Genomic DNA, 24,293 nt, shown 5'->3' on the forward strand with positions numbered 1-24,293 from the left:
TCAGTACCGGATTTCGGTCAGTCCGCGGTAGCTGCGCTCGGCCGAGTGCCAGGCGTCGGTGGGCTTGTCGTGCTCGACCAGCCACTGCTCCACGCCACCCGCCTCGGCGTGCTCGAACATCGCGCCGAAGTCGAGCTTGCCGGCGCCGACGTCCTCCCACGAGCCGTCCTCGGCCATGTCCTTGACGTGCAGCGCGGGGAACCGGCCGGGGTGCTCCTGGAACAGCTTCGCCGGGTCGTGCCCGCCGTCCACCGCCCAGTACAGATCCAGCTCGAACCCGAGCAGCTCCGGGTCCACGCCCAGCAGGATGTCGTACAGCACCTGCCCGTCGACCTCGTCGAAGTCGCGCCCGTGGTTGTGGAACAGCAGCTTCAGCCCGGCGTCCCGCGCCGCCTTCCCGGCCTCGGTGAACGCGGCGGCCGCGGCCTTGAAGCCCTCGACCGAGTGCTGCTCGGACGGAATCGACGGTACGACGGCCCACTGCGCGCCGAGCGTCTTCACATCGGCGAGCGCGCCCGCCCAGTCGTCGGACAGCCGCTTGTACCCGACGTGCTCGAGCACGATCTTCAGCCCGGCGTCGTCGGCGTACGACCGGATCTCCTCGGCGCTGTGGTCGAACCGGCCACTCACCCCGACCGTCTGGTAGCCGATCCCGGCGAGGCGCTTCAGCGTCCCCGGGTAGTCCTCGGCCAGGACGTCCCGCATCGTGTAGAGGTGCATCCCGATCCCGTTGGCCGGAATAGTCATACAGACAGCTCCTCGATCAACTAGATGACGTGTTCCTGATAGCGCGCCAGCGCCAGGTCGAAGACCTCCTGGCCGGGCGCGTCCCACAGTTGCTGGTTGAAGATCTCGACCTCGATCGGCCCGTCGTACCCGGCCGCGTCACAGGCCTCGCGCAGCCGGCGCAGCTCGATCGAACCGTCTCCCATCATGCCGCGCCCGAGCAGCGTGTCCGCGGGCAGCGGCACTACCCAGTCGCTGACCTGGTACGACAGGATCCGCTGACCGGCCCGCTCGATCTGCCGGTACACGTCCGCGTCCCACCACAGGTGGTACGCGTCGACGATCACGCCGACCTGGGACGCCGGGAACTGCTCGGCCAGATCGAGCGCACCGCCGAGCGACGACACCACACAGCGGTCCGAGCAGAACATCGGGTGCAGCGCCTCGACAGCGAGCTTCACGCCACGCTCCTCGGCGTACGGCGCCAGCTCGGCCAAGCCGTCGCGCACCATGTCGCGCGCGCCGTCGAGGTCACGCGAGCCCGGTGGCAGCCCACCGCTCACGAGTACAAGGACCGACGTACCGACGGTTGCCGCCTCGTCGATCGCCCGCCGGTTGTCCTCGATCTTCGCCGTGCGCTCGGCTGGATCGGTCGAGGTGAAGAACCCGCTCCGGCACAGCGACGAGACCTTCAGGCCCGCGCCCGCGACCAGCTTCGCCGACTTGTCGACGCCGTACTCCTGGATCGGCTCGCGCCACAGGCCGATCCACTCCAGGCCGGCGTTGGCGCTGGCCTGGACGACGTCCTCGAGCGGCCAGTACTTCGTCGTCGCCTGGTTCAGGCTGTACCTGTTCATGCGTCGACACCGCTCACACGCAACAGCTGGCGGAACCGGTCGACGGCCAGCTCAGGATCGGTGAGTACGCCGGCTTGGTCGGCCAACCGGAACGTGTCGGCGAGATGCGGCAGCGACCGTCCGGTCTGCAGGCCGCCGACCATGGTGAAGCCGGGCTGGAAGCCGTTCAGCCAAGCCAGGAAGGCGATGCCGGTCTTGTAGTAGTACGTCGGCGCGGAGAAGATCTGCCGAGCCAGCGGAACCGTCGGCTCGAAGACCCGCTCATAGGTGTCGAGGTCGCCGTCGTCGAGGGCCTTCAGGCCGGCCGCGGCGGCCGGCGCGATCGCGGCGAAGATCCCGAGCAGTGCGTCGCTGTGGTGGTTCTCGTCGCCGCGGATCAGTTCGGGGTAGTTGAAGTCGTCGCCGGTGTAGAGCCGGACGCCCTCGGGCAGGCGGTTGCGCAGAGCAACTTCCTTCGATGCGTCGAGCAACGAGATCTTGACGCCGTCGACCTTGTCCAGGTTGTCGTTGATCAGGTCGACGACGAACGCCATGGCCGCGTCGAACGATGCGCTACCCCAGTAGCCTTCCAGGGCAGGGTCGAACATGGGTCCCAGCCAATGGAGGATGACCGGTCGCGTGGACTGGTTGAGCAGGTGGTCGTACACCTTGCGATAGTCGTCGGGGGATTCGGCTGCCGCGCACAACGCGCGGCTGGCCATCATGATCGGCTGCGCACCGGCCGCCTCTGCCACCGCGAACTGTTCTTCGTAGGCGGCGATCACGGCATCCAGCGGATGGTTGCCGGGCGCAAGTTGATCGGTCCCCGCGCCGACCGCGATCCGCCCGCCCGGCGCGTCAGCCGCCGACCGCCGAATCAACTCCTGGGTAGCCTTCCAGTCGAGCCCCATCCCACGCTGGGCGGTATCCATCGCCTCAGCCACGGACAACCCCAGCGACCACAGATGCCGCCGAAACTCCAGCGTGTGCTCCCAATCGACAACTGCCGGCGCCCCCGGCGAGTTGTCGCCCAAGGGGTCCGCGACAACATGCGCGGCCGCAAAAGCCAAGCGGGACGACGCCGGCTGATAGATGCCGTGAGCAACCGGCTCACCGATCAATCGATAGGTTTCCAGCCCACCTCGAGCAGGAAGCTCCAGCTCCATTAGTTCGCCTCGAGGTCGAGCTGGGGCACCTCGAGCTTCCGGCCCTCGTGCCACGACTGGAGACCGAGCTCGGCGAGCTGCACGCCCTTGGCTGCCTCGATGAAGTCCCAGGTGAACGGCGCGTCGTCGACCACGTGCCGCAGGAACATCTCCCACTGGACCTTGAACCCGTTGTCGAACGGCTCGTTGTCCGGCACCTCGGCCCATTGCTCGCGGAACTTCTCGGTGGCCGGCAGATCGGGGTTCCAGACCGGCTTCGGTGTCGCCGACCGGTGTTGCGCCCGGCACCGCCGCAGCCCCGCGACCGCGGACCCCTCGGTCCCGTCCACGTGGAACTCGACCAGTTCGTCCCGGAACACCCGCGTCGCCCACGACGAGTTCATCTGCGCGACGATCCCGCCCTCGAGTTCGAACACGCCGTACGCCGCGTCGTCCGCGGTGGCGGCGTACTTGTCGCCCTGCTCGTCGACCCGGGTCGGGATGTGCGTCGCGCCCTGGCAGTACACGGACTTGACCGACCCGAACGTCTGCTCGAGCACGTACCGCCAGTGGCAGAACATGTCGAGGATGATGCCGCCGCCCTCTTCGGCCTTGTAGTTCCACGACGGCCGCTGCGCTTCCTGCCAGTCGCCCTCGAAGACCCAGTAGCCGAACTCGCCGCGGACCGACAGGATCCGGCCGAAGAACCCGCCGTCGACCAACCGCTTCAGCTTGCGCAGTCCGGGCAGCGACAGCTTGTCCATCACGACGCCGTTCTTCAGCCCGGAGTCGATCACCGTCCGGGCCAGATCGACGGCGGCGTCAAGGCTCTCGGCGATCGGCTTCTCGCAGTAGATCGCCTTGCCGGCCTCGACCGCGGCGCGGACGCCCTTCTCGCGCAGCTGGGTGAGCTGGGAGTCGAAGTAGATCTCGACGTCCGGCTCGGCCAGTGCCTCGGCCAGGTCGGTGGTCCACCGCTCCAGACCGTACTGCTCGGCGATCCGGCGCAGCTTGAGCTCGTTGCGGCCGACCAGGATCGGCTCGGGGATGATCATCGTGCCGTCGGCGGCGGGCAGTCCGCCCTGCTCCCGGATCGCCAGGATGGAACGCTCGAGGTGCTGGCGCAGGCCCATCCGGCCGGTGACGCCGTTCATCACGATGCCGATGCGTCGCTCGTTCACAGTCGTACCTCTCACGCGTTGGTGTCGTAGACGTCGAGCCGGCCGCACATACCGTGCCTGCCGAACTCAGTAGGTGCGGGAAGTTGGTGTAGCTCGGCCGACTCCAGTTGCGCCGCGATGCCGGCGTCCAGGGCGTCGAGCGCGGCGCCCGTCTCGTAGGCGAGCCGGCGGGCGCCCTGCTCCCACCGCTTGCGCCAGTCCGCGAGCTGCGGCTGCACGATCCGGACCGCGGCCGCGTAGAAGTCGTCCAGCGCGGACGGTCCCTCCGAGTCGTACCGCTCCCGCAGCACGGCGTACCCCTGCAGCGCGAGGTCGCGCCGGGCGATCGCGGTCGCCGTGAGGTCACCCGTGAGGGCGGTTGCCTGCAAATACGTGTCGCGGTCGGTGAGGTACTCCGGCGGCAGCGTCAGTACGGCATCACCGGCCTCGGGAAGACCCGAGTTCGACATCAGGGCGAGGATCTGCAGGTCGCCGCCGTTGACGAGGCGGTGGATGGTGCCCGGGTCGAACCAGAGCACGGTCCCGGCCTCGAGCGGGGTCTCGGAGTAGCCCTTCGCGTGCAGTGTCTGTACGGCGCCGTTGCCGGCGATCACGTAGTACCCCTCGGAGCAGGCCAGGTGCACGTGCGGCGAGCCGCCGGCCAGGCCGTCGGGGGACTCGACGTCGTACACCGTCAGCTTGGAGACGCCGATCCCGCCCGGCAGCGCCACGGCCGGTCCGGACTCGAACTCACACATGAGCGCCTCCCTCCTGAGCCTGGGAAAGGGCTTTCCACAGCCTGTGACCGTAACCATAGGTGGGCGTCCCGACCGAGTCAACCTGTCACGGAAAGCGATCTCCGACCACAACCGGTCACGGGCCGATCGACGATGCGTGCCGCGCTGCATGGAACCGTCGCGCAGTACCGTCCGTCGTAGCTCGTCGACAAGACACCCGCCCCTGGCCCGACGGCCAGACTCTTGTGGAGGCAGTGATGGCCAACAGGATCAGCAGACGGCACGCCTTGATGCTCGGTGGTGGCGCCCTCGCCGGCGCCGCGACGTTCGGTTCGGTGGCCGGGGCCCGGTCCGCCTCGGCGGCGACCGAATGGTTCCGGCTCCCGATCATCACGGCGAACATCGGCCGCAAGAACCTCGCGGCCCGCGGGCCTGCGATCCAGGCCGTGCGCAGCGGCGATCCCGGTAACCGTCCGTTCGTCGGCTGGCAGGAGATCAGCGAAGGCGACAGCGGCGAGCCGGCCATGATCGCGCAGAACTTCGGCGACGCCTACGACAACGCCTTCCTGGCCGACGCCGGCTCCTTCCGGGTGCCGATCTCCGTCCCGACACCGTGGAAGGTGATCAACTCCAAGCCCACCTTCGTACACGGCGTCATCCCCGACGTCAGCCCGCCGCGCTGGATCAACGAGGTCGTCGTCGAGCACGGCGCGCATCCCGGGCTGAAGTTCGTCCTGATCAACACGCACTACCTGCACGGCGCGTACAACGGCCGGCAGAGCCCGAACCTGCGCGACGACTACGACCTGCACAAGAAGATCCACCGCGAACGGGTGATGGCTCACAACGAGAAGGGTCACCTGGTGATCTGGACCGCGGACACCAACAACCCCGGCTACGACAAGGCGACCGGTCAGGATGCCGAGCGCAAGGTCTTCGCCGACGGCATCGACCGGATCAACTGGTTGCCCGGCGACGGCACGGTCCAGCTCGACCTGGTCACCACGAACGTGGTCCCGATGAACGTCGACGACCACAACGCCCGCGTGGCGATCTTCCGGATCAGGCTGGCCTGACCCGGACGGACGCGACCGCTCCGGCCCAGTGCGCCCGGAGCCGGGACCGCGCGGCGGCATCGAGTCGAGGCCCGAAGGTCCGGTACGAACGTCGCGCGGCCCAACTCGTCGTCTCGCCCAGGGTCGTCCATGCGAGCTCGGCCGCACCCAGGGCGGAGACCTCCGGTACGTCGGCCGCCTCGACCGGCCGTCCGAGAAGGTCGGCCTGGGTCTGCATGACGAGGCCGGACACCGTGGCACCGCCGTCGGCGCGGAGGCTGCTCAGGTCGCCCGGGATCGTGTCGGTGATGTCGCAGATCTGATGGGCGACTGCGTCGACGGCCGCCCGCGCGATGTGGGCCCGGGTGGTCGAACTGCTCATCCCCGTCAGCGCTGCCCGCGCTTCCCGATCCCAGTGCGGTGCGCCGAGGCCCGCGAAGGCCGGGACCAGTATGACGTCCTCCGCCGACGGGACCGTCGCGGCCAGTTCCGTCAACGCGCCGACGTCGGGCAGGCCGAGCAGGTCGGTCGTCCAGGCGAGCGCCGCGCCCGAAGAGACGATGTTGCCTTCGAGTGCGTAGACCGGCCGATCTGTCAGCCAGGCCAGCGTGCAGCCGCTCTCGACGAATCCGTCCACCGGCGTCATCACCGACGATCCGGTCCCGTAGGTCGCCTTCGCCATCCCGGCCCGCGTGCAGCCCTGGCCGTACATCGCCGCATGCGAATCCGCGAGTACGGCGATGATCGGGATCCCGTCCGGCAACCCCGGCACACCGGCCGTGACGCCGAAGCCCGCGTTGGACGGCCGTACCTCGGGCAAGGCCGACCGCGGTACGCCGAACGCTTCGAGCAGCTCCGGGGACCAGTCGAGCTCGCGAGTGTCGTAGAGCAGGGTCCTCGAGGCATTGCCGGCCTCTGTTAGATGCTCGCGGCAACCAGTCAGCCGATGGACGAGCCAGGCGTCGACGGTGCCGACCAGGGCATCGGATCGGTCCAGGAGCCAGCGCATCTTCGGCGCCGAGAACATCGCGTCCACGCGGAGGCCCGTACGGCGGCGTACCAGCTCGTCGACCGAGCTGGGTAACCGGGCGCACCAGTCGGCGGTGCGCACGTCCTGCCAGCCGAGGACAGGGCCGACCGCTTCGCCCGACCGGCTCCAGCCGACCACCGATTCACGCTGCGTGGACAGGGCGATCCCGACGACCTCGGCCGTCGTGCCGCCGGTTCCCGGCGACGTGAGGCAGGAGTCGACAGCGCGCAGCACGCTCTGCCAGAGGTCGTCCGCGTCCTGCTCGACCCAGCCCGGACGGGGGGTGGACAGCTTCACCGGTGCGGAGCCGGTTGCGAGCATGGTTCCGGCGGCGTCCACCAGGATCGCCTTGGAGTTCGTCGTGCCCTGGTCGATCGCGAGTACGGCCTGGACCATCGGTCCTCCAAGTTTCACCTCGGGTCTTGACGTGACTCTAGCCGGGTGGCGACACTCAGGGCGACAGCCTATGCATTACTGAATATCTATTCGCCAGGTCGAGGAGTGCGAGTGAAGCCGAGTAGACGCCGGGTGATCATCAACACCGATGCCAAGAACGAGGCGGACGATCAGTTCGCGATCGTGCACGGGCTGTTGTCGCCGACCTTCGACCTCCGCGGCCTGATTCCCGCGCACTTCGGCACCCATCGGTCGGACCGGAGCATGGAGGAGTCCCGCGAGGAGATCGACCTGCTGCTGGAGCTGACCGAGCTGACCGGCCAGGTCCCGGTCGCGAACGGCGCGACCACCGGCATCCCGGACGAGCAGACCCCGCTCGACTCGCCCGGCGCCCGGCTGATCATCGAGGAGTCGAAACTGGCCTCGAAGGGCGACCCGCTGTTCGTCTCGTTCCTCGGCCCGCTCACCGACATGGCCTCGGCGATCCTGCTCGACCCGGAGCTCGTGCACCGGGACGTCATCGTGATCTGGATCGGCGGCCGCGGCTACAGCGGCTACGCGGCCGACCACCGGATGGAGTTCAACCTGTCGAACGACATCCATGCCGCGAACGTCGTGTTCGGCTCCGGGATCACCGTCTGGCAGGTCACCAGCGACGTCTACACGAAGGTCTCGGTCAGCTACGCGGAGCTCGAGGAGAAGATCGGCGCCGCCGGCGCGCTCGGCAAGTACCTGGTCGAGCAGCTGATCGAGTGGAACGCGACATACCACGGCGAGCCGATCGAGTCCCGCTCGCTCGGCGACTCGCCGGCCATCTCGCTGATGCTCTACCCGCAGAGTGGCAACTTCCGGACCCGTCCGGCGCCGCGCTTCGGTGTCGACGGCTGGTACCTGCCCGGCACCGACAACCCCATCCAGGTCTGCGAGCAGGTCGATGTCCGCTTCCTGCTGGAGGACATGTTCGCCAAGATCCGCCGCTTCGCCCGTCAAAGGAGCACCTCATGACCGACCTCCCCGTCTTCGGTGCAGGGATCTGGCATTTCGCGACGTACAAGGACCGCTACGCGACCGACGGGTACGGCGACCCGATCGGGTTGCTCGAGCAGATCGACCGGGCCGGCGCCGTCGGCGACCTGTCCGTCGTCGACCTGAACTGGCCGTTCGCCGGGTACGACGGGACGCTCGACGAGGTGAAGGCCGCGCTCGAGCGGAACAACCTGAAGGCGATCGCGATCACTCCGGAGATCTACACCCGCGACTTCGTCAAGGGCTCGCTCACCAACCCGGACCCGGGCGTCCGCAAGCAGGCGACGGAGTTGTTGCATCAGGCAACCGAGCTGGCGAAGGACCTGGGCTGCTCGTACGTGAAGCTGTGGCCGGGCCAGGACGGCTGGGACTACCCGTTCCAGGTCAACTACCACGACATCTGGAACCTGGCCCTGGACGGGCTGAAGGAGCTGGTGTCGGCGCATCCGGACATCAACTTCGTGATCGAGTACAAGCCGCGCGAGCCGCGGGTCAAGATCATCTTCCCGAGCGTCGCCCGGACCCTGCTCGGCATCGAGAAGATCGGCCTGCCCAACCTGGGCATCCTGCTCGACTTCGGCCACTCGCTGTACGGCCAGGAGACGCCGGCCGACGCGGCGCAACTGGCGATCGACTACGGCCGGCTGTTCGCGATCGATGTCAACGACAACCTGCGCGGCTGGGACGACGACATGGTCGTCGGGTCGGTGCACCTGGTCGAGACGTTCGAGTTCTTCCACACGCTGCGGAAGAACAACTGGGAGGGCGTCTGGCAGCTGGACCAGTTCCCGTTCCGCGAGGACAGCGTCCAGGCCGCGAAGCAGGCGATCACCTTCCTCAAGGCGATCCACCACGCGCTCGACGTACTCGACGACGACGCTCTGGCGGCCGCGCAGGCATCGCACGACGCCCTGGCCGCGCAGAAGCTCGTCCAGAAGGTCCTGCTGAGTTCGATGTCGGAGATCGCATGACGCTCACGGTCGAGCACGCGACGATGCCGGTGCTCGGACGGCTGCCGCTGCACAGCAGCCGCGCCGAGCAGATCGCGCACATCGCCGAGGCTGCCAAACAGATCCGGATCCAGGACCTCGCGCTGGTCCACCACGCCGGCGCCGGGCACATCGGCGGTGACTTCTCCGCGATCGACATCCTGGCCACGCTGTACGGCGCTGTGCTCGACATCTCGCCCGCGACGGTCGACGACACCGAGCGAGACCGCTTCATCCTGAGCAAGGGCCACGTCGCCGGCGCGCTCTACACCACGCTCGCAGCTTTCGGATTCCTGCCGGTCGAGGAGCTCGCCACGTTCCTCAAGCCGCTCTCCGCGCTGAACGGGCACCCCAACCGGAACAAGGTGGCCGGCGTCGAGGCCAACACCGGTCCGCTCGGGCACGGCCTGCCGATCGCGGTCGGGCATGCGCTGTCGGCCAAGCTCGACGTCTCGATGCGCCGTACGTACGTGCTCGTCGGCGACGGTGAGCTGCAGGAGGGCTCGAACTGGGAGGCGATGATGGCGGCCTCGCAGTACCAGCTGGACCGCCTGACCGTGATCGTGGACCGCAACCGGCTGCAGCAGGGCGCGACCACCCAGGAGACCAACGACCTCGACCCGTTGCCGGAGAAGGCGGCCGCGTTCGGGTTCGCGGTGGTCGAGGTCAACGGTCACGACCACGGCGAGCTGCTCGACGTGCTGTCCGCCGTACCGTTCCGGCCGGGCAGGCCGACGTTCGTGATCGCCCACACGCACAAGGGGCACCCGATCTCGTTCATGAGCGACAACGTCGCCTGGCACCACCGCGTGCCCGATGCCGGTGAGTACCAGCAGGCCCTGAAGGAGCTGGCATGACAGTCCTCGAGACCCGTTCGATCGCGGACCAGCCGCGGTACGACTGCCGGGACGCGTACGTCGAGACGCTGGCCGAGCTCGCCGAATCCGACCACCGGATCGTTGGTGTGGTCAACGACTCGGTCGGTTCCAGCAAGCTGACCAGCTTCCGCAAGGCGTTCCCGGACCGGCTGATCAACGTCGGCATCGCCGAGCAGGACATGGTCGGCGTCGCGTCGGGACTGGCCAACGGTGGCCGGATCCCGTTCGTCTCGGCGGCGTCCTGCTTCCTCACCGGTCGCGCGCTCGAGCAGATCAAGGCCGACGTCGCCTACTCGAACACCAACGTGAAGCTCTGCGGCATGAGCCCCGGAGTCGCGTACGGCGAACTGGGCCCGACGCACCACTCGGTCGAGGACATCGCGTGGCTGCGGGCGATCGCCAACCTGCCCGTGATCGTCCCCGCCGACCCGATCGAGACCGCGGCCGTACTGCGCTGGGCGGCGGCCTCCGTGGGACCGGTGTTCATCCGCGTCAGCCGGATGAGCGTGCCGAAGGTGTACTCGGAGGACTACGAGTTCCACCTCGGCAAGGCGATCACGGTCCGGGACGGGAGCGACGTCACCCTGATCAGCAACGGGACCATCCTGTGGCGGGCGTTGGCCGCGGCCGAGCGGCTCGCCGAGGAAGGGATCTCGGCCCGCGTCCTGTCGATGCCGACCGTGAAGCCGCTGGACACCGACGCCGTGGTCGCGGCCGCGCGGGAGACGGCCGGCATCGTGACCGCCGAGGAAGCGGTGTCCGGTGGCGGACTCGGTGGCGCCGTCGCGGAGACCGTCGTACAGCATCATCCGGCGCGGGTGTCGATCCTCGGGTTTCCCGAGTTCGCGCCCACGGGGTCGGCCGGCTACCTGATGGACCGGTGCGGCCTGACCCCCGAGGGCATCGCCGACGCCGCCCGCCGCCTGGTCACGACAGGTACGTGACGAGATCCGCGATCGAGATCATCGCGAAGTCATGAGCGTCGGCGAACGCGCGCAGGTCTGCGCCGGTCATCAGCGTGCCGTCGTCGTTCATGAGTTCGCCGATCACGCCGACCGGCGGCAGACCGGCCAGCCGGACGAGCTCGACGGTGGCCTCGGTGTGACCGGGCCGCTGTCGGACTCCGCCGTCGACGGCGCGCAACGGAAGGATGTGACCGGGCCGGATCAGGTCCGTGGGCTGCGCCGCCGGGTCGGCCAGTACGCGGACGGTCCGCGCCCGGTCGGCCGCGGAGATGCCGGTGCCGACACCTGTCGCCGCGTCCACGGAGACGGTGTACGCCGTCCGCAGGCTGTCCTGGTTGTCCGGGACCATCAGCGGGAGCTCGAGGCGGTCCAGAAGGTCCGCCGCCGCGGGCGCGCAGACGTAGCCGCTGGTGTGGCGGACGAGCAGCGCCATCAGCTCGGGAGTGGCGAGGCTCGCGGCGAAGGTCAGGTCGCCCTCGTTCTCGCGGTCCTCGTCGTCGACGACCACGACCGGTCGTCCGGCGGTGATCTCGGCGACGGCACGCTCGATGGTGTCCAGGCTGGTGATGGTGTTCACGGTCGGTGTCCTCTCGGCAGTGCGTTCGACAGCACTCCGGGGCAACGACAAGCTCCACGAGCGGTCCGGTCGCGCAGCGTGCGCACGACGTACCGCATCGCGAAGACTGCCACGTGCGTCTTCCCATCCGGACTTTCACCGTCGGTCCCGGAGTTTCACCGGGTCAACCGCTCCTTCTCACGAAGTCACGGGTCGCGGACTGTCACCGCCGGCTCGGAATTTCACCGACCCCAGAGCACGTGTGGTCTTTCACCATCAGCTTAACGGCTACGAGCGTCCCTGGAGTGTCATGTCCATCTCATCCGGCCGGCCCGGGACTCCTGACCTATAGTCCGTAATTCCTGAACGTTGCGAGGGGGTCGAGGTGAACGCGAACCGCGCGGTGCGCCGGCCGGGGCTGGACGAGCTGCGGCTGCTCGCGAAGGTTGCGCGGATGTACCACGAGAAAGGCATCCGCCAGCCGCAGATCGCCGCCGAGCTGAACCTGTCCCAGGCGCGGGTGTCCCGGATGCTCAAGCAGGCCGTCGAGGTCGGCATCGTGCACACCGTGGTGACCATGCCCAGCGGCGTGCACAGCGACCTCGAGGACGAGCTGCAGGGCCGGTACGGGCTGCGTGACGCGGTCGTCGTCGACACGCTCGGCGTGGGGGACGACGTACTGCCGGCGCTCGGGTCCGGCGCGGCGGCGTACCTCGACATGACGCTGACCGGCGGGCACGTGGTCGGGATCTCGTCCTGGAGCGAGACGCTGATCAGCGCGGTCGACCGGATGCCGCGCAAGAGCGTGCCGGTGGTGGACAAAGTGGTCCAGATCGTCGGCGGCCTGGGGGACGCGGCCGTGCAGATGCAGGCCACCCGGCTGACCGCGCGGTTCGCCGAGCTGACCGGTGGGATGCCGGTCTACCTGCCCGCTCCCGGCCTGGTCGGGACTCCGAGCGTCCGGCGGGCGATGATGAACGACGTGTCGGTTCGCGACGTTCTGGGCACGTGGGGACAACTCACCGACGCCCTGGTCGGGATCGGCAGCCTCGAGCCCTCACCACTGCTGCAGCGCAGTGGGAACGCGGTCGCGGAGGCAGACCAGGACGAGCTACGCCGGCTCGGTGCCGTCGGGGACGTGTGTTTCCGGTTCTTCGACGAAGAGGGAAAGCTTGTGCGCTCGACGTTCGACCAGCGGGTCATCGGGGTGACCGCGAAGGAGCTGCTGGCGGTGCCACGCCGGATCGGGGTGGCCGGCGGCGAACGCAAGTACTCCGCGATCCGCGCCGCCCTGCTCGGCGGCTGGGTGAACATCCTCATCACCGACCTCGCGATGGCGCATCGTCTACTCGATGGAGCCTGACGAGCAGCGGGAGGTCTACGCGACCATCGACCTGGCCTTGCGGGTCGGTGAGGTGCTGCTGTCCAGCGGCGCCGGTACTGCGGACGCGACCGCGACGATCCTCGGTGTCACCGCGGCCGGCGGACTGCGCGGGTGCGAGGTCGACATCACGTTCACCTCGATGGCGGTCTCGTACCAGGCCGCGCCGGACGTCGCGCCCGAGACGCACATCCGGCTGGTCCGCTACCGCTCCCAGGACTTCTCCCGGCTGACCGACGTCGACCAGCTGGTGCGGCGGTTCGCCCGCGGCGAGGTGACGCGCGAGGACGCGTCCCGCGAGCTGGCCCGCCTGACGTCGGCGGGTCCGCCGTACCCGCGGTGGAGCGCCGTGCTCGCCTGGGGTGTGATGGCCGGCGGCGCGACGCTGCTGCTCGGTGGTGGCTGGCTGATCACGTTGGTGGCGGTGCTGACCGCGATCGTGATCGACGTGAGCAACCGCTGGTTCAACCGCCAACGGCTGCCCGCGTTCTACCAGCAGGTCGCCGGCGCCTTCGTCGCGACCGCGGTCGCCTTGATCCTGTACGCCGTCCACGCGCCGGTGAAACCGTCCCTGGTCGTTGCCGCCGGCATCATCATGCTGCTGGCCGGGATCGCTCTGACCGGTGCCGTCCAGGACGCGATCACCGGGTACTACGTGACCGCGGCGGCCCGCAGTCTCGAGGCGATGCTGCTGACCGGCGGGATCATCGCGGGCGTCTCCCTCGGTCTCGCGCTGGGGCTCAGGTTCGGCATGCACGTCGGCATCGAGGCCCAGACGATCCAGCTCGGGAACCTCCCGATCATGGTCGTCTCCGGTGCGGTGATGGCGGTCGCGTTCGCCTATGCGACGTACGCACCGCTCCGTTCGCTGCTCCCGGTCTCGGTGATGGGTGCCCTCGGATCGCTGATCTTCACCCTGATGACGCGTGCGTCCTTCGGCCCGGCCTGGTCGACAGCTGCCGCGGCCTGCGTGGTCGGCCTGGGCAGCTACTCCGTCGGTCGTCGTGTTGGTGTCCCACCCCTCGTCGTGGTCGTCGCCGGCTCGATCCCATTGCTGCCCGGTCTCACCATCTACAAGGGCCTCTACGAGCTGATGAGCCTCGGCAACCTGACCGGCATCGTCAGCCTCACGACCGCGGTCGCCATCGGTGTCGCCCTCGCCTCCGGCCTGATCCTCGGCGAGTACCTGGCCCAACCCATCCGCCGCGAGGCCCGCCGCCTCGAAGACCGTCTCGCCGGCCCTCGCCTGGTAGGCCCACGCCGCCCGGTACGGCGCCGGTCGCCGCGCCCGCGCCGCCGGCGCCGTACCGGATAGCTCAGCCGAGCTCCACCAAGGACACGTCGTCCACCTGTAGCCAGACGTCCTGGTTGTGGCCGAAGAAGCCGGCGTAGAGCTGGATGAGGGATTCGTGGCCGGAGTTGAAGTCGACGGTGACCTTTGTGTACTGCGGATGTGCGCCGCCGGTCTGCTGGGCGATCGTGCGGCCGCGGAGGGTGCGGACGCCGAGCATCGTCTCGGAGTTGTTGTCGGCCGTCCGGATCCAGGCGGACAACCGGTAGCGGTGATTGGGGCGGACAGCAACGGTCTGCTGGACTTGGTGGGTGCCGATCGAGTCGCGGACGAAGGCGTTGTTGGCGCCGGTGTGGCCCAGGTTCGTGCGGTCGATGCCACCGGTGCCGCTCAGTTGCCAGGGTGCGGACGGCGTACCGGTGGTCTGTGCCTCGAAGCCGGGATCCGTGACCAGGTTGGTGATCTGGCCGTCGTCGGTCACCTTGGTGTGCATCAGGAACACGTTGTACGGATCCCACTGCGCCATCGTGAAGTACAGGTCGGATCCCTGCGACCACGGGTGCATGAACGATCCGTAGAGCCCTGGATAGTCGGTGCCTTTGACAACGACCTGTTCACCGCTCCACGGACCGGTGAGATCCTTGGCCGAACGAAGGACGATCGACGCGCGGTGCTCGTCGAGGTACATCATCAACCACTTGCCGGTGTAGGCGTTCCACTGCACCGACACCTCGCCGACCGGGCCGACCGCGATCGGTACGGCGGCCTGCTCCTGCGGCGACCAGGTCCGTCCGTCCCAGTACCGCCACGCCTTCTTCTGCAGCACCTGCTGTTCCGGGACTCTCGCCAGGTGAGCGCTGCCGAAGCGGCCGTTCGGGGTACCGATCATGTAGACGTAGCCCTTGTCCTTGGCCAGGGCAACCATCTGGAAGTTGTCGTCCCACGCCTTGGTGTTCTGCCAGCGGGCACCTGCGCCCTTCGTCCAGGTCTCGCCGTTGTCGTCGGAGTAGGCGAACCCGGAGTAGTTCGTGAACCAACTGCCGGCCGGACCCCAGTAGTTGACCGACATGTACTGCACGTACTGCCGCTTCCCGACCGAGATCCCTGCGGTTGGGATGACCGTGTGCTCGTCGCGGTCGATCTTCTTACAGGGCAGGAACTCTTTCGCATGACCGGGCCGATCCTCGGCCGCGGAGTCGAGCGTCATCCCGTCGGCCAGGTTGCGATCCTTGCTGCGGAGGAGCAGGTTGCACCGCCAGTCGATCGTCGCCTGGTCCCCGGCGCCGCCGCCCGGCCCGGTCCAGCCGCTGCCGTAGCTGTCGCCGAACGCGGTCAGGATCTCGCCGGACCCGTTGTCCCAGAGGATGCCGAGGTCGGTCGCCTTCAGCCCGAACCGCGCCTCGGTGTCGTCGATCGATCCCGGGCCGGTGAGCTTCGCGACCTGGTCGACCGGCGACGGTACGGCGCTCGCGCGCGCCGGCGGCACCTGGTCGGCCGGGACCACGACGGCTCCGAGCAGCAGCAGCGGGAGGGTGAGCAACCATCGTTTTCGCATCCGTGTCTCCTCGGGGGCGGGGCCGAGCCGTGCCTGTGAAATCGATTTCCGATCACGGTAGTGGCGCTCGTCACGACGGTCAACGGTGGGCGTGTGCTTTACTGCCGACTGGTGCGATTCCACGGTGTGACGGTTGGACGTGATCCAGGCCCGTCGGCTCCGCCGGAAGGCGGAGTGACCCGGTGCGACCGGGGCCACGCGGTGATACCCCGCTTCAGCTCGGACTTGAATGTCCCTGGCCGTGAACCAATGGCGGAGAGCGAAGCATGTTCACAGGACGAATCGAGTACGTAGGCACCGTCGCCGAGATCGCCGGCGATCTGCTGCGGGTCACCTCGGATGTCGTGGTCGCGCCGGGCGGCGCGGTCTGTCTCGACGGGATCAGGTTCACCGCCGAGGCGGGTCCACCCGGGGAGATCCGGGTCGTGGTCACGGACGAGACCCGCCGCCGTACGACGTTCGACCGGATCTCCGACGGTACGCCGCTGCACGTCGAGCTGCCCGTTGCCATCGGCGACCGGATCGACGGGCACCTCATCCAGGGGCACGTGGAAGGCGTCGGCAAGGTGCTGCGCGTCGACGTCGAGCCGGCCGGTCGCCGGGTGTGGATCAAGCCGCCGGAGCGACTGCTGTCCCGGTTGGTGGCGAAGACGTCGGTTGCCATCGATGGAGTCAGCATCACGGTCGCGGAGGTGCTGAAGGACCGGTTCTCCGTCGTGCTCGTGCCGACCACGCTGACGAAGACGAAACTCGGTGCGCTGGTCGTCGGCGATCGGGTCAACCTCGAGAGCGATCTGCTGGTCCGGATGGCGCGCGAGGGGCACGGGCCCGAATTGCTGCGGGCGGTGGCACAGCTGCCGTGGGCGGGGCAGTTGAGCGGTGAGACCGGCGTACAGAAGGTGGTTGCGCAGATCGCTGCCGGTGGTGGAGTCGTCGTGTGGGATCCGACCGCTGAGGGTGAAGGCGATGTGGTCTTCGCGGGGGAGCGGTTCCGGCCGGAGGCGATGAAATTCCTGCTGACACAGGCGTGCGGACATACGACGATCCCGTGTGCGGCCGACGTACTGCAGCGGTTGGAGATCGGGCCGATCCCGGGCGGCGGTGACCGGCAGGGTACGGCGATGCATGTACCGGTCGATCTCGCGTCGTCCGATGGGACCGGGGTGTCCGCGGCCGATCGAGCGGCGACGATTCGCCGGCTGGCCGCAGCGGACGCCGTACCGGGTGACTTCTTGCGGCCTGGGCATGTGTTCCCACTGGCTGCGCGACCTGGACTCCTGGCCGAGCGGCGCGGGCACACCGAGGCGACCGTCGCGCTGTGCGTCGCGGCCGGGTTGGCGCCGGTCGGGGTGTGCTGTGAGGTGATGCGGCCGGACGGGGTCATGGCTGGGGCGGCCGACCTCGAGCAGTTCGCGGTGCGGTGGGAACTGCCGATGACCGACATCCACGACCTCGCGCGCTGGCTGTGAACGGCGCCGAGCTGTACGACGATCCTTCTTTCCTGAACAGTTACCGCGAACTCCGCCGTACCGGCCAGGGCATCAACGACGCCCTGGAGATCCCCGCGATGAACGCCGCGTTGGCCGGGCTGCTGATGGACGGGCTTCGGGTGGTGGACCTGGGCTGTGGGGAAGGTGGGCTTGCTGTTCGGCTGGCGGCGGGTGGTGCTGAGGTCGTGGCTGTGGACGCGTCGGAGCGGATGCTCGCCGCGGCGGAACGGCACCCTCGGGTGCGCTACGTGCGGGCTGATCTGGCTGACTTCAACCTGCCGGCCGGGTCGGCGGAGCTGGTCGTGAGCAGCATGGCGCTCCATTACGTCGAGGACTTCGAGGGACTGGTCGCGCGGGTCGCGGGCTGGCTGACGCTGGGTGGGGCGTTCGTGTTCACGATCGAGCACCCGGTGATGACGGCGCCGATGGTGGCTGGGGACTGTGTGGTGGACGACTACGCCGACGAGGGGCGGCGGGAGCGGACGTGGTTCGTGGACAGGGTGGTGAAGTACCACCGGACGATCGGGTCGATGGTCGCGACGCTGCGGCGGCACGGGTTCCGGCTGGAGCTGGTCGACGAACCGCTCCCGACGCCGGAGCAGGTGGCCGCTCAGCCGCACCTCGCGATCCATCGACGACGGCCACCGATCCTGCTGGTGTCGGCGTGTTCGGGGCCTTCGGGTGACCATGACGCGGGCGAGCCGTTAGAGTTACCGACTGGAAACATCGGCTGATCGCCGGGGTGACCCGGCGGGTACCTGCCGAACAGGGGGCCGACGAGGAGGATCGACGTGGCACTGGGTAGGACGTCCCCGCGGGATCTCCCGCTGTTCGCAGAGCTGTCCGGACGGGACATCAGGGACATCTTCCGGGCCGGCGAGGAGGTCTCGGTGCCGGCCGGCTGGTCGCTGATCCTGGAGCAGACGCCGCCGGACGCGGCGTACCTGATCCTCAGCGGCACGGCTGCGGTCCGGGAGAAGGGCCAGGAGATCGCCGAGCTCGGCCCGGGCGACATTGCCGGCGAGGTCGCGGTCCGGAAGAACACGTTGCGGACGGCAACCGTCACGGCGAAGTCGCGGCTGCAGCTGCTGCACTTCACCCGGGAGAAGTTCGACGACCTGACCCGTCGCCTGCCCGCGTTCCGCGACGCCATCGACGCCACCATCGCCGAGCGCCGCGGTGGCCACTGACCCTGGGGCGCCGGATCTGGCCGGGTTGACCCGGGAGTTCGAGCGGACGCTGCTGGGCGGGGAGCGAAAGTTCACCCGGGTGCAGGTGTCGGAGCGGGCCGGGATCTCGATCCAGCGGGCCGAGCGGATGTGGCACGCGCTCGGGTTTGCGACCGTGCCCGACGACGAGGTGGCGTTCACCGACGACGACGTGGAGGCGTTGCGGCTGGTCGCGGCGCTCGAGGACGACCAGTTCATCGAGCCGGAGATGGAGTCGTCGCTGGCGCGGAAGCTCGGGCAGACGCAGTCCCGGCTGGCGTCGTGGCAGTCGGCGATGTTCCTGGACTTCCTCGGCAGCTCCAAGCTGTCCGCGGACGAGGCGATCGAGGTCGCGGCGCTGCTGCTGCCCGCGATGGAGCGGTTGCAGACGTACGTCTGGCGCCGGCACCTGGCCGCGGCGGCCGGGCGGTCGGTGGCCGGGTCCGACGAGCTGGCGCGGGGGGTGCGGGCGGTCGGGTTCGCGGACATCGTCAGCTACACCAGGTTGACCCGCCGGCTGAACGAGGCCGAGCTCGGGGAACTGATCGAGCGGTTCGAGGGCATGGCCGCCGACGTGGTCGCGCTGAACGGCGGGCGAGTGATCAAGTCGATGGGCGACGAGGTCCTGTTCGTCGCCGACACTCCCGCGCAGGGCGCCGCGGTCGCGCTGGCGCTGCAGGACGCGGTGAACGCGGACGAGGAACTGCCCGAGCTGCGCATCGGGCTCGCGTACGGCACGATCCTGATCCGCCTCGGCGACGTGTACGGCGAGGTCGTCAACCTCGCCGCCCGCCTCACCACCGAATGCAAACCCGGCCGGGTCCTCGCCGACCGCGAACTCGCCGCCGCCCTCGACGGCCACCCCGCCTACACCGTCCACCGCCTCCGCCGAGTCTCGGTCCGCGGCTACCGCCACCTGGTCCCGTACGCCGTCCAGCGTGCGGACGGTGCGTAGCTGCCGGATCAGAGGCATCACCTACGGTTTGGTCTGTGCGTGAGATCAAGACGCCTGCCGAGCTGAAGCAGGCGAGCGGGGACGATCCGGTCGTGATGTGGGCGGCCCAGGGGTTTGTCCATGGGGTGCGGGTGTGGAGCGCGGGAGACGCGGTGGCGGTCGCGTCGCCTGATGTGTCCAAGCATGATCGGCTTGCGGTGATCGGGCCGGCGGATGACGCTGCGCTGCTGGTGCGTGACGTGCTGCGTGAGGTCGGCCCGTCGTACCGGCCGTTCGGGGATGAGGACCTGGTGCGCGGGTTGGCGGAGCGCGTGCCGGGGCTGACGTTCTCGGCGTCGTTCGGGTGGATGGATGCGGCGGAGGTGCAGGACATCACCACGACGGCTGCCTGGCTGGACGGCGACGCCGGCGTGGAGGCATTGCTCACCGAGGCATCGCCATCGTCGTACGCGTGGCCAGGCCATCCCGGCGTACGGCGATGGGCTGCGGTGAGCGGGGATCGTGGTGAGCTGCTGAGTATTGCGGCGGATGCGTGGAGCGCGCCCGAGGTCGGGTACCTGGCCGGCGTGGCGACGCATCCTGTTGCGCGAGGCAAGAGGTTGTCGCGGCAGGTGTGCGGGTTCGTGACGGCTGAGCTGATCAAGCGCCACGGACGGGTCGCGTTGATGGTGGACGGAAACAACGCGGCCGCGATCGCCGTCTACCGACGACTCGGCTACGCATACCGTTCGGTCGCGGCCGCCTCACTCAGGTAGGTCGGCGATCCGCGTCGACACTCGCTCCAGCACCGCGAGCTCGTCCGGTGTCAGGTGATCGACGAATCGCCGCCGGACCGAGTCCAGGTGTTTCGGCGCCGCCTCCGCGAGGACGTCGAAACCGCTGTCCGTCAAGTGGTAGATCGACCCGCGCGCGTCGTCGGGGTCCGCCGCGCGCTCGATCAGGCCGCGTGCCTCCATCCGTGTCGCGTGGTGTGACAGCCGGCTTCGTGACCACTGCATCTTCTCCGCGAAGTCCCTCAGCCCCCACCGCCGCCCCGGCTTCTCCGAGAGCGTGCTGAGCACCTCGTAGTCGGCGCTGGACAGGCCGAGCTGGTTCAGATCGCGGGCCAGCCGGGACGGTACGACGGTCAGCAGCCGCCGCACCGCACGCCACGCACGCTCCTCGTCGGTTGTCAGCCAGCGCGTCTTGCTCATGCCACGAGCGTACCTTTGACATGTCAAAGATGCGAGATACCCTCATTGACATGTCAAAGAAAATCCTCGTCGTCATCGCCAGCACCCGACCTGGCCGGCTCGGTCCGGCTGTCGGTGACTGGTTCGTCCGGGCCGGCGCGGCGGAGGCTGCCGCGCTCGGTCTGGAGCTCGATGTCGCCGACCTCGCCGAGATCGACCTGCCGTTCCTCGACGAGCCGGAGCACCCTTCGACCGGCCATTACCTGCACGACCACACGAAAGCCTGGAGCCGCCGGGTCGCGGCCGCCGACGCGTTCGTTTTCGTGACGAGCGAGTACAACTTCTCGATGCCCGCGACGCTGAAGAACGCGCTCGACTACCTGGCCGTCGAGTGGGCCTGGAAGCCGGCCCTCTTCGTGGGCTACGGCAATACCTCGGCCGGCACACGCGGCGTCCAGATGGCGCGCAGCGTCGTCGCCTCGCTGCGGATGCTGTCGACCGGGAACGACATCTTCCTACGGATCGCGGACGCGGTCCACGACGGCGCTGTCGTCGAGTCGGACGAGCTCGACGATCGCGCCCGGTCCGCGCTACGGCAGCTCGCTCGCGTTGCCGACGTACTGCGGCCGCTGTACCGCGTCGAGCCGGACATCGTGCCGGCGACGGTCGACGACGTACCGGACCTCGTCGTGCTGCAGCGGGCCAGCTGGGTCGACGAGGCGATCGCGAACGAGCGTCTGGATCTGCCGGCGCTGACCGAGACGGCTGATGACGTGCTCGCCGGGCTGCGTGCGTGGTCGACCTGGGTGATCCGTTTGAGTGGCCGGCTCGTCGGGTCGGTGCGCGCGCGGCGGACCGAGGACAGCTGGGAGATCGGGCGGCTGATGGTCGCGCCGGACCGGCGTGGGGCGGGCCTCGGGCAGCGGCTGCTCGGGTACGCCGAGGCGCAGGCGCCCGACGACATTCCGCTCGCCACGCTCTTCACCGGTGAGCGCAGCGAGCGGAACATCCGCCGCTATGAGAGGGCCGGGTACATGCTGGCGGAGGAGGGCTCCCCGGCCGGTGCGGTGCGGTTGACCAAGAAGCTGTGACTTAGCGGGAAGGCTCGACGGTCAGGGGCGCGCCGGGCTTGCCGGTCGACGACGCCGCCGGCTTGCTCGGCTTCACCGTCGGCGTTTTGGCCGGGGTCGGCGCCGGGGTCGGGGTTGCGCTCGGCGGCGGGGTGGTGTGGGTGGCCGGGGCCGGCGGCGGGACGAACGGCGCCTTGGTGGTGTCCTTGCAGTTGTCCGGGCCGACGTTGCCGTTCTCGTCCGGTACGACGACGGCCTGCGGGAACAGGTTGCCGGTCGTGTCGCGCGATTGCGTGCCGTAGTTCGTCGCACAGTCCTGCTGGTCCAGGCTGATCGGGTTCCCGTCCTGGTCGTACAGCCGGACCGGGACCTGCTTGCCCTGGGCATCGAACGGGTAGATGTTCGTGATCGAGGTCCCGTTCAGCCTCAGCCCGTCCGAGGGCGGGTCGTAGTGCGAGGAGCTGCCGCGATAATCGTTGTAGTCGTTGAGGAATCCGAACGACGCCCCGACGTACGCCGCCGCCAGGAACGACGGCACCGCGATCGCCGCGACGACGTTGAGCGGTACGACGTACCACAGCCAGCGCCGGTCCTGCTGCGTCTTCCGCCCGATCCAGATCGACACCGCCGCACCCGCGATCGCGCCGACCACAGTCACCGACGCGGCCCCGAACAGCGCGAAGAACCCGCCCGCGCCGATGACACCGCGGACCACCCACCAGACCGGCTGGCCGATCGTCACCAGCTCGTGCCGGACGTTCGGCGGGATCTGGTCGATCCACCCGCGGATCGCAGCCGCGCCGCGGGCGCCACGTGGCGTGTCGAGCACGATCCGCGGATCGTGACCGCGCAACGCCTGGACGCCGAGGAACGCCGCGACGAACAGGATCCCGAGCCCGAGCAGCCCGAAGAACGCAGTCTCGTCCCGCGCCCAGGCGAAGATGCCGACGGCAATGAAGAACGGGCCGGCGATGGCCGAGATCAGTCCCCAGCGCAAGGCCTTCCAGCCGGCGTCCAGACCGTCCTGACTGACAGGGGCAGTCCGCGCCGGGTAGCCCGCCGCGGTCCGCAGCTCATTCGCGTACTGCGCCGGCGTACCCAGGCGTTGCTGCAGGTCCGCGAACGTCGGCTCGGCGCCGAACTCGGCCGCCACCTCGGTGAGGTGACCGCTGACGTCCTGAAGCACGTCCTCCAGCTCGCCGGGCGGCAGGTCGTTGAGCTCGGCCCGCACCTGGGCCAGGTAGAGCGCGACCGCTCCGGTCAGGGTGCTGTTCACGCGGCCTCCTTCTCCAGCAGCAGCACCGACATCGTGTCGGCGAAGTGGTTCCAGGTCTTGGTCGACTGGGCGAGCAGGTCGCGGCCGGTCTTGTTCAGCCCGTAGTACTTCCGGTGCGGGCCTTCCTCGCTCGGCTGCACGTACGACGTCAGCGCACCGGCGGCGAACAGCCGGCGGAGCGTCCCGTACACCGACGCGTCCGCGACGTCCTCCAGGCCCGCCGCGCGCAGCCGGCGCAGTACGTCGTACCCGTAGCCGTCGGCGTCCCGCAGCACGGCGAGCACCGCGAGATCCAGTACGCCCTTGAGTAGCTGGCTCGTGTCCATCCGACCTCCTCGAGCAGGTGTTCCGCCGAGAACAGTACTACACACTGCGGAGTACTGCGGTAACCAGCGTGAGGTTCCGCAATTTCGATCAAGTCGGCGGCGGGCCGGTGGGGCACAGTGGTGGACATGGCGGATGTGTTCGAGGAATTCGTGGCGGTGGTTGCGGCCGGGATGGCCGGGCCCTGCGAGTCGGTGCACGGGGCCGGGCTCGCGGGGCGCGTTCATCTGTCCCGGTTCCACTTCGACCGCGTGATCGGGGCGGTGGCCGGCGAGTCGCCGTTCGCGTTCCGGCGGCGGGTGCTGCTGGAGCGGGCGGCGTACCGGTTGCTGGCCGAGCCGGTGGCCGTACTCGAGGTTGCGGTCGAGGCCGGGTACGGGTCGCACGAGGCGTTCACCCGGGCGTTCGCCAGGTCGTACGGGATGTCGCCACGCGAGTGGCGGCGGGAAGCGTCGCGGGTGTTCTTCCTGGCGGCGCCGAGCGGGGTGCACTTCCAGCCGCCGGCCGGGCTACGCCTGCCGGCACGTAGAAAGGTGAGAGGGATGGACGTACTGGTCAGAATGGTCGAACATCACGTCTGGTTGACCGGCGAGATGATCGAACGCGGCGCCCGCCTGGACGCCGCGGCACTGGACCGCCCGATCGAACTGTCCGTCGAGGGAATCGACGACGACATCTCGATCCGGTACCTGCTGGACCGCCTGGTCTGGCAGGAGGAGATGTGGCTGGCCTCGGTGGCGGACCGCCCGTTCCAGGTCCCCGAATGCGGTCGGGACGTCACCACCCCGATCTCCGAACTCCGCACCCGGCACGCCGACGCCGGCTCCCGCTTCGTTGCCCTGGTCAACCAGCTGAACGAGGACGGCCGCTTCGACGAAAGCTTCGTCGACACCACCTGCGAACCACCCCGGGTCTTCACCTACGGCGGCATGGTCGCCCACGTCCTGACCTTCGCCGCCCACCGCCGCTCCCTGCTGATCGGCGCCTTCTACACCGCCGGCATCCAGGACCTAGGCTTCGGCGACCCCATGCACTTCGTAGCTGAAGGCAACTAATCCCCCGAGTCGTGAAA

25 protein-coding genes and 1 riboswitch are annotated in these 24,293 nt (G+C 69.0%); of the genes, 14 read left to right on the forward strand and 11 right to left on the reverse strand.

Annotated features, from left to right (window positions below):
• The 5 genes from OHA18_RS16370 to OHA18_RS16390 are packed head-to-tail and all read right to left on the reverse strand — an operon-like array spanning position 1 to position 4,625.
• Positions 1–747 carry a sugar phosphate isomerase/epimerase family protein gene (locus OHA18_RS16370; protein ID WP_329004954.1) on the reverse strand — a complete coding sequence of 249 codons (747 nt, stop codon included), beginning with the start codon at positions 745–747 and terminating at the stop codon, positions 1–3.
• 20 nt (positions 748–767) lie between these two features.
• Positions 768–1,583: a sugar phosphate isomerase/epimerase family protein gene (locus OHA18_RS16375; protein ID WP_329004955.1), complete on the reverse strand. Its 816-nt coding sequence runs from the start codon at positions 1,581–1,583 to the stop codon at positions 768–770.
• Positions 1,580–2,728 carry a dihydrodipicolinate synthase family protein gene (locus OHA18_RS16380; RefSeq protein WP_329004956.1) on the reverse strand — a complete coding sequence of 383 codons (1,149 nt, stop codon included), beginning with the start codon at positions 2,726–2,728 and terminating at the stop codon, positions 1,580–1,582. Before OHA18_RS16380 ends, OHA18_RS16375 begins: the two co-directional genes overlap by 4 nt.
• Positions 2,728–3,888 carry a Gfo/Idh/MocA family protein gene (locus OHA18_RS16385; protein ID WP_329004957.1) on the reverse strand — a complete coding sequence of 387 codons (1,161 nt, stop codon included), beginning with the start codon at positions 3,886–3,888 and terminating at the stop codon, positions 2,728–2,730. Before OHA18_RS16385 ends, OHA18_RS16380 begins: the two co-directional genes overlap by 1 nt.
• Positions 3,889–3,899: 11 nt before the next feature.
• Entirely contained in the window at positions 3,900–4,625 is a 726-nt protein-coding gene (locus OHA18_RS16390; RefSeq protein ID WP_329004958.1) for a cupin domain-containing protein, read from the reverse strand.
• A gap of 236 nt (positions 4,626–4,861) precedes the next feature.
• Between OHA18_RS16390 and OHA18_RS16395 the strand changes: the two genes are divergently transcribed.
• The gene (locus OHA18_RS16395) at positions 4,862–5,680 is read left to right on the forward strand and encodes a hypothetical protein (RefSeq protein ID WP_329004959.1); all 819 of its coding nucleotides are present in this window, start codon (positions 4,862–4,864) and stop codon (positions 5,678–5,680) included.
• Here the strand turns inward: OHA18_RS16395 and OHA18_RS16400 are convergent.
• The gene (locus tag OHA18_RS16400) at positions 5,667–7,085 is read right to left on the reverse strand and encodes an FGGY family carbohydrate kinase (protein ID WP_329004960.1); all 1,419 of its coding nucleotides are present in this window, start codon (positions 7,083–7,085) and stop codon (positions 5,667–5,669) included. The two genes, OHA18_RS16395 and OHA18_RS16400, sit on opposite strands and share 14 nt — an antisense overlap.
• Before the next feature lie 111 nt (positions 7,086–7,196).
• On the opposite strand from OHA18_RS16400, the gene OHA18_RS16405 reads away from it, so the two are divergent.
• The 4 genes from OHA18_RS16405 to OHA18_RS16420 are packed head-to-tail and all read left to right on the forward strand — an operon-like array spanning position 7,197 to position 10,922.
• Complete coding sequence (locus tag OHA18_RS16405; RefSeq protein ID WP_329004962.1) at positions 7,197–8,090, forward strand: nucleoside hydrolase; 894 nt, start codon at positions 7,197–7,199, stop codon at positions 8,088–8,090.
• Positions 8,087–9,082, forward strand: a complete 996-nt coding sequence (locus OHA18_RS16410) for a sugar phosphate isomerase/epimerase family protein (RefSeq protein WP_329004963.1) — start codon at positions 8,087–8,089, stop codon at positions 9,080–9,082. The genes OHA18_RS16405 and OHA18_RS16410 overlap by 4 nt, the downstream gene beginning before the upstream one ends.
• Positions 9,079–9,957, forward strand: coding sequence for a transketolase (locus tag OHA18_RS16415; RefSeq protein ID WP_329004964.1), 879 nt, complete (start codon positions 9,079–9,081; stop codon positions 9,955–9,957). Before OHA18_RS16410 ends, OHA18_RS16415 begins: the two co-directional genes overlap by 4 nt.
• The gene (locus tag OHA18_RS16420; RefSeq protein WP_329004965.1) at positions 9,954–10,922 is read left to right on the forward strand and encodes a transketolase family protein; all 969 of its coding nucleotides are present in this window, start codon (positions 9,954–9,956) and stop codon (positions 10,920–10,922) included. The genes OHA18_RS16415 and OHA18_RS16420 overlap by 4 nt, the downstream gene beginning before the upstream one ends.
• Here the strand turns inward: OHA18_RS16420 and ribB are convergent.
• A complete protein-coding gene (ribB, locus tag OHA18_RS16425) occupies positions 10,906–11,520 on the reverse strand; it encodes a 3,4-dihydroxy-2-butanone-4-phosphate synthase (protein ID WP_329004966.1) in 615 nt (204 codons plus the stop codon). The genes OHA18_RS16420 and ribB overlap by 17 nt on opposite strands.
• 109 nt (positions 11,521–11,629) lie before the next feature.
• Positions 11,630–11,763: riboswitch (FMN riboswitch) on the reverse strand.
• A gap of 121 nt (positions 11,764–11,884) precedes the next feature.
• Here ribB and OHA18_RS16430 point away from each other — a divergent pair.
• Positions 11,885–12,862, forward strand: coding sequence for a sugar-binding transcriptional regulator (locus tag OHA18_RS16430; RefSeq protein ID WP_329004967.1), 978 nt, complete (start codon positions 11,885–11,887; stop codon positions 12,860–12,862).
• On the forward strand, positions 12,852–14,195 hold the full coding sequence (locus tag OHA18_RS16435; protein WP_329004968.1) for a threonine/serine ThrE exporter family protein: 1,344 nt from the start codon (positions 12,852–12,854) through the stop codon (positions 14,193–14,195). Before OHA18_RS16430 ends, OHA18_RS16435 begins: the two co-directional genes overlap by 11 nt.
• A 1-nt stretch (position 14,196) precedes the next feature.
• On the opposite strand, the gene OHA18_RS16440 is transcribed toward OHA18_RS16435, so the two are convergent.
• Positions 14,197–15,726, reverse strand: a complete 1,530-nt coding sequence (locus tag OHA18_RS16440) for a DUF4185 domain-containing protein (RefSeq protein WP_329004969.1) — start codon at positions 15,724–15,726, stop codon at positions 14,197–14,199.
• A 266-nt stretch (positions 15,727–15,992) separates the two neighbouring features.
• On the opposite strand from OHA18_RS16440, the gene OHA18_RS16445 reads away from it, so the two are divergent.
• From OHA18_RS16445 to OHA18_RS16465, 5 genes are read left to right on the forward strand one after another with little or no spacing between them, the layout of a single operon-like run.
• A complete protein-coding gene (locus OHA18_RS16445; protein ID WP_329004970.1) occupies positions 15,993–17,195 on the forward strand; it encodes a 3,4-dihydroxy-2-butanone-4-phosphate synthase in 1,203 nt (400 codons plus the stop codon).
• Complete coding sequence (locus OHA18_RS16450) at positions 17,192–17,950, forward strand: class I SAM-dependent methyltransferase (protein ID WP_329004971.1); 759 nt, start codon at positions 17,192–17,194, stop codon at positions 17,948–17,950. Before OHA18_RS16445 ends, OHA18_RS16450 begins: the two co-directional genes overlap by 4 nt.
• Positions 17,951–18,007: 57 nt before the next feature.
• Positions 18,008–18,406, forward strand: a complete 399-nt coding sequence (locus OHA18_RS16455) for a cyclic nucleotide-binding domain-containing protein (protein ID WP_329004972.1) — start codon at positions 18,008–18,010, stop codon at positions 18,404–18,406.
• On the forward strand, positions 18,396–19,379 hold the full coding sequence (locus OHA18_RS16460) for an adenylate/guanylate cyclase domain-containing protein (protein ID WP_329004973.1): 984 nt from the start codon (positions 18,396–18,398) through the stop codon (positions 19,377–19,379). Before OHA18_RS16455 ends, OHA18_RS16460 begins: the two co-directional genes overlap by 11 nt.
• Positions 19,380–19,414: 35 nt before the next feature.
• Positions 19,415–20,134: a GNAT family N-acetyltransferase gene (locus tag OHA18_RS16465; protein ID WP_329004974.1), complete on the forward strand. Its 720-nt coding sequence runs from the start codon at positions 19,415–19,417 to the stop codon at positions 20,132–20,134.
• Here OHA18_RS16465 and OHA18_RS16470 read toward each other — a convergent pair.
• Complete coding sequence (locus OHA18_RS16470) at positions 20,123–20,572, reverse strand: MarR family winged helix-turn-helix transcriptional regulator (protein ID WP_329004975.1); 450 nt, start codon at positions 20,570–20,572, stop codon at positions 20,123–20,125. The two genes, OHA18_RS16465 and OHA18_RS16470, sit on opposite strands and share 12 nt — an antisense overlap.
• Positions 20,573–20,622: 50 nt before the next feature.
• Between OHA18_RS16470 and OHA18_RS16475 the strand changes: the two genes are divergently transcribed.
• A complete protein-coding gene (locus tag OHA18_RS16475; protein ID WP_329004976.1) occupies positions 20,623–21,642 on the forward strand; it encodes a bifunctional NAD(P)H-dependent oxidoreductase/GNAT family N-acetyltransferase in 1,020 nt (339 codons plus the stop codon).
• A gap of 1 nt (position 21,643) precedes the next feature.
• Here OHA18_RS16475 and OHA18_RS16480 read toward each other — a convergent pair whose 3' ends face one another.
• Positions 21,644–22,897: an HAAS signaling domain-containing protein gene (locus tag OHA18_RS16480; protein WP_329004977.1), complete on the reverse strand. Its 1,254-nt coding sequence runs from the start codon at positions 22,895–22,897 to the stop codon at positions 21,644–21,646.
• Positions 22,894–23,223, reverse strand: a complete 330-nt coding sequence (locus OHA18_RS16485; protein WP_130445805.1) for a PadR family transcriptional regulator — start codon at positions 23,221–23,223, stop codon at positions 22,894–22,896. The genes OHA18_RS16480 and OHA18_RS16485 overlap by 4 nt, the downstream gene beginning before the upstream one ends.
• 126 nt (positions 23,224–23,349) lie before the next feature.
• On the opposite strand from OHA18_RS16485, the gene OHA18_RS16490 reads away from it, so the two are divergent.
• Entirely contained in the window at positions 23,350–24,276 is a 927-nt protein-coding gene (locus tag OHA18_RS16490) for an AraC family transcriptional regulator (RefSeq protein ID WP_329004978.1), read from the forward strand.
• The last annotated feature ends 17 nt before the right edge of the window (positions 24,277–24,293 follow it).

It is taken from the genome of Kribbella sp. NBC_00709, from assembly GCF_036226565.1.
In the GTDB taxonomy this organism is placed as follows: domain Bacteria; phylum Actinomycetota; class Actinomycetes; order Propionibacteriales; family Kribbellaceae; genus Kribbella.

Excerpts from the sequence above, each read along its gene's own strand:
- OHA18_RS16415 (WP_329004964.1), top strand. The coding sequence starts at position 9,079 with ATGACGCTCACGGTCGAGCACGCGACGATGCCGGTGCTCGGACGGCTG.
- OHA18_RS16490 (WP_329004978.1), top strand. The coding sequence starts at position 23,350 with ATGGCGGATGTGTTCGAGGAATTCGTGGCGGTGGTTGCGGCCGGGATG.
- OHA18_RS16420 (WP_329004965.1), top strand. The coding sequence starts at position 9,954 with ATGACAGTCCTCGAGACCCGTTCGATCGCGGACCAGCCGCGGTACGAC.
- OHA18_RS16370 (WP_329004954.1), bottom strand. The coding sequence starts at position 747 with ATGACTATTCCGGCCAACGGGATCGGGATGCACCTCTACACGATGCGG.
- OHA18_RS16410 (WP_329004963.1), top strand. The coding sequence starts at position 8,087 with ATGACCGACCTCCCCGTCTTCGGTGCAGGGATCTGGCATTTCGCGACG.
- OHA18_RS16400 (WP_329004960.1), bottom strand. The coding sequence starts at position 7,085 with ATGGTCCAGGCCGTACTCGCGATCGACCAGGGCACGACGAACTCCAAG.
- OHA18_RS16445 (WP_329004970.1), top strand. The coding sequence starts at position 15,993 with ATGTTCACAGGACGAATCGAGTACGTAGGCACCGTCGCCGAGATCGCC.
- OHA18_RS16380 (WP_329004956.1), bottom strand. The coding sequence starts at position 2,728 with ATGGAGCTGGAGCTTCCTGCTCGAGGTGGGCTGGAAACCTATCGATTG.
- OHA18_RS16475 (WP_329004976.1), top strand. The coding sequence starts at position 20,623 with ATGTCAAAGAAAATCCTCGTCGTCATCGCCAGCACCCGACCTGGCCGG.
- OHA18_RS16435 (WP_329004968.1), top strand. The coding sequence starts at position 12,852 with ATGGAGCCTGACGAGCAGCGGGAGGTCTACGCGACCATCGACCTGGCC.
- OHA18_RS16375 (WP_329004955.1), bottom strand. The coding sequence starts at position 1,583 with ATGAACAGGTACAGCCTGAACCAGGCGACGACGAAGTACTGGCCGCTC.
- OHA18_RS16395 (WP_329004959.1), top strand. The coding sequence starts at position 4,862 with ATGGCCAACAGGATCAGCAGACGGCACGCCTTGATGCTCGGTGGTGGC.
- OHA18_RS16390 (WP_329004958.1), bottom strand. The coding sequence starts at position 4,625 with ATGTGTGAGTTCGAGTCCGGACCGGCCGTGGCGCTGCCGGGCGGGATC.
- OHA18_RS16440 (WP_329004969.1), bottom strand. The coding sequence starts at position 15,726 with ATGCGAAAACGATGGTTGCTCACCCTCCCGCTGCTGCTGCTCGGAGCC.
- OHA18_RS16470 (WP_329004975.1), bottom strand. The coding sequence starts at position 20,572 with ATGAGCAAGACGCGCTGGCTGACAACCGACGAGGAGCGTGCGTGGCGT.
- OHA18_RS16485 (WP_130445805.1), bottom strand. The coding sequence starts at position 23,223 with ATGGACACGAGCCAGCTACTCAAGGGCGTACTGGATCTCGCGGTGCTC.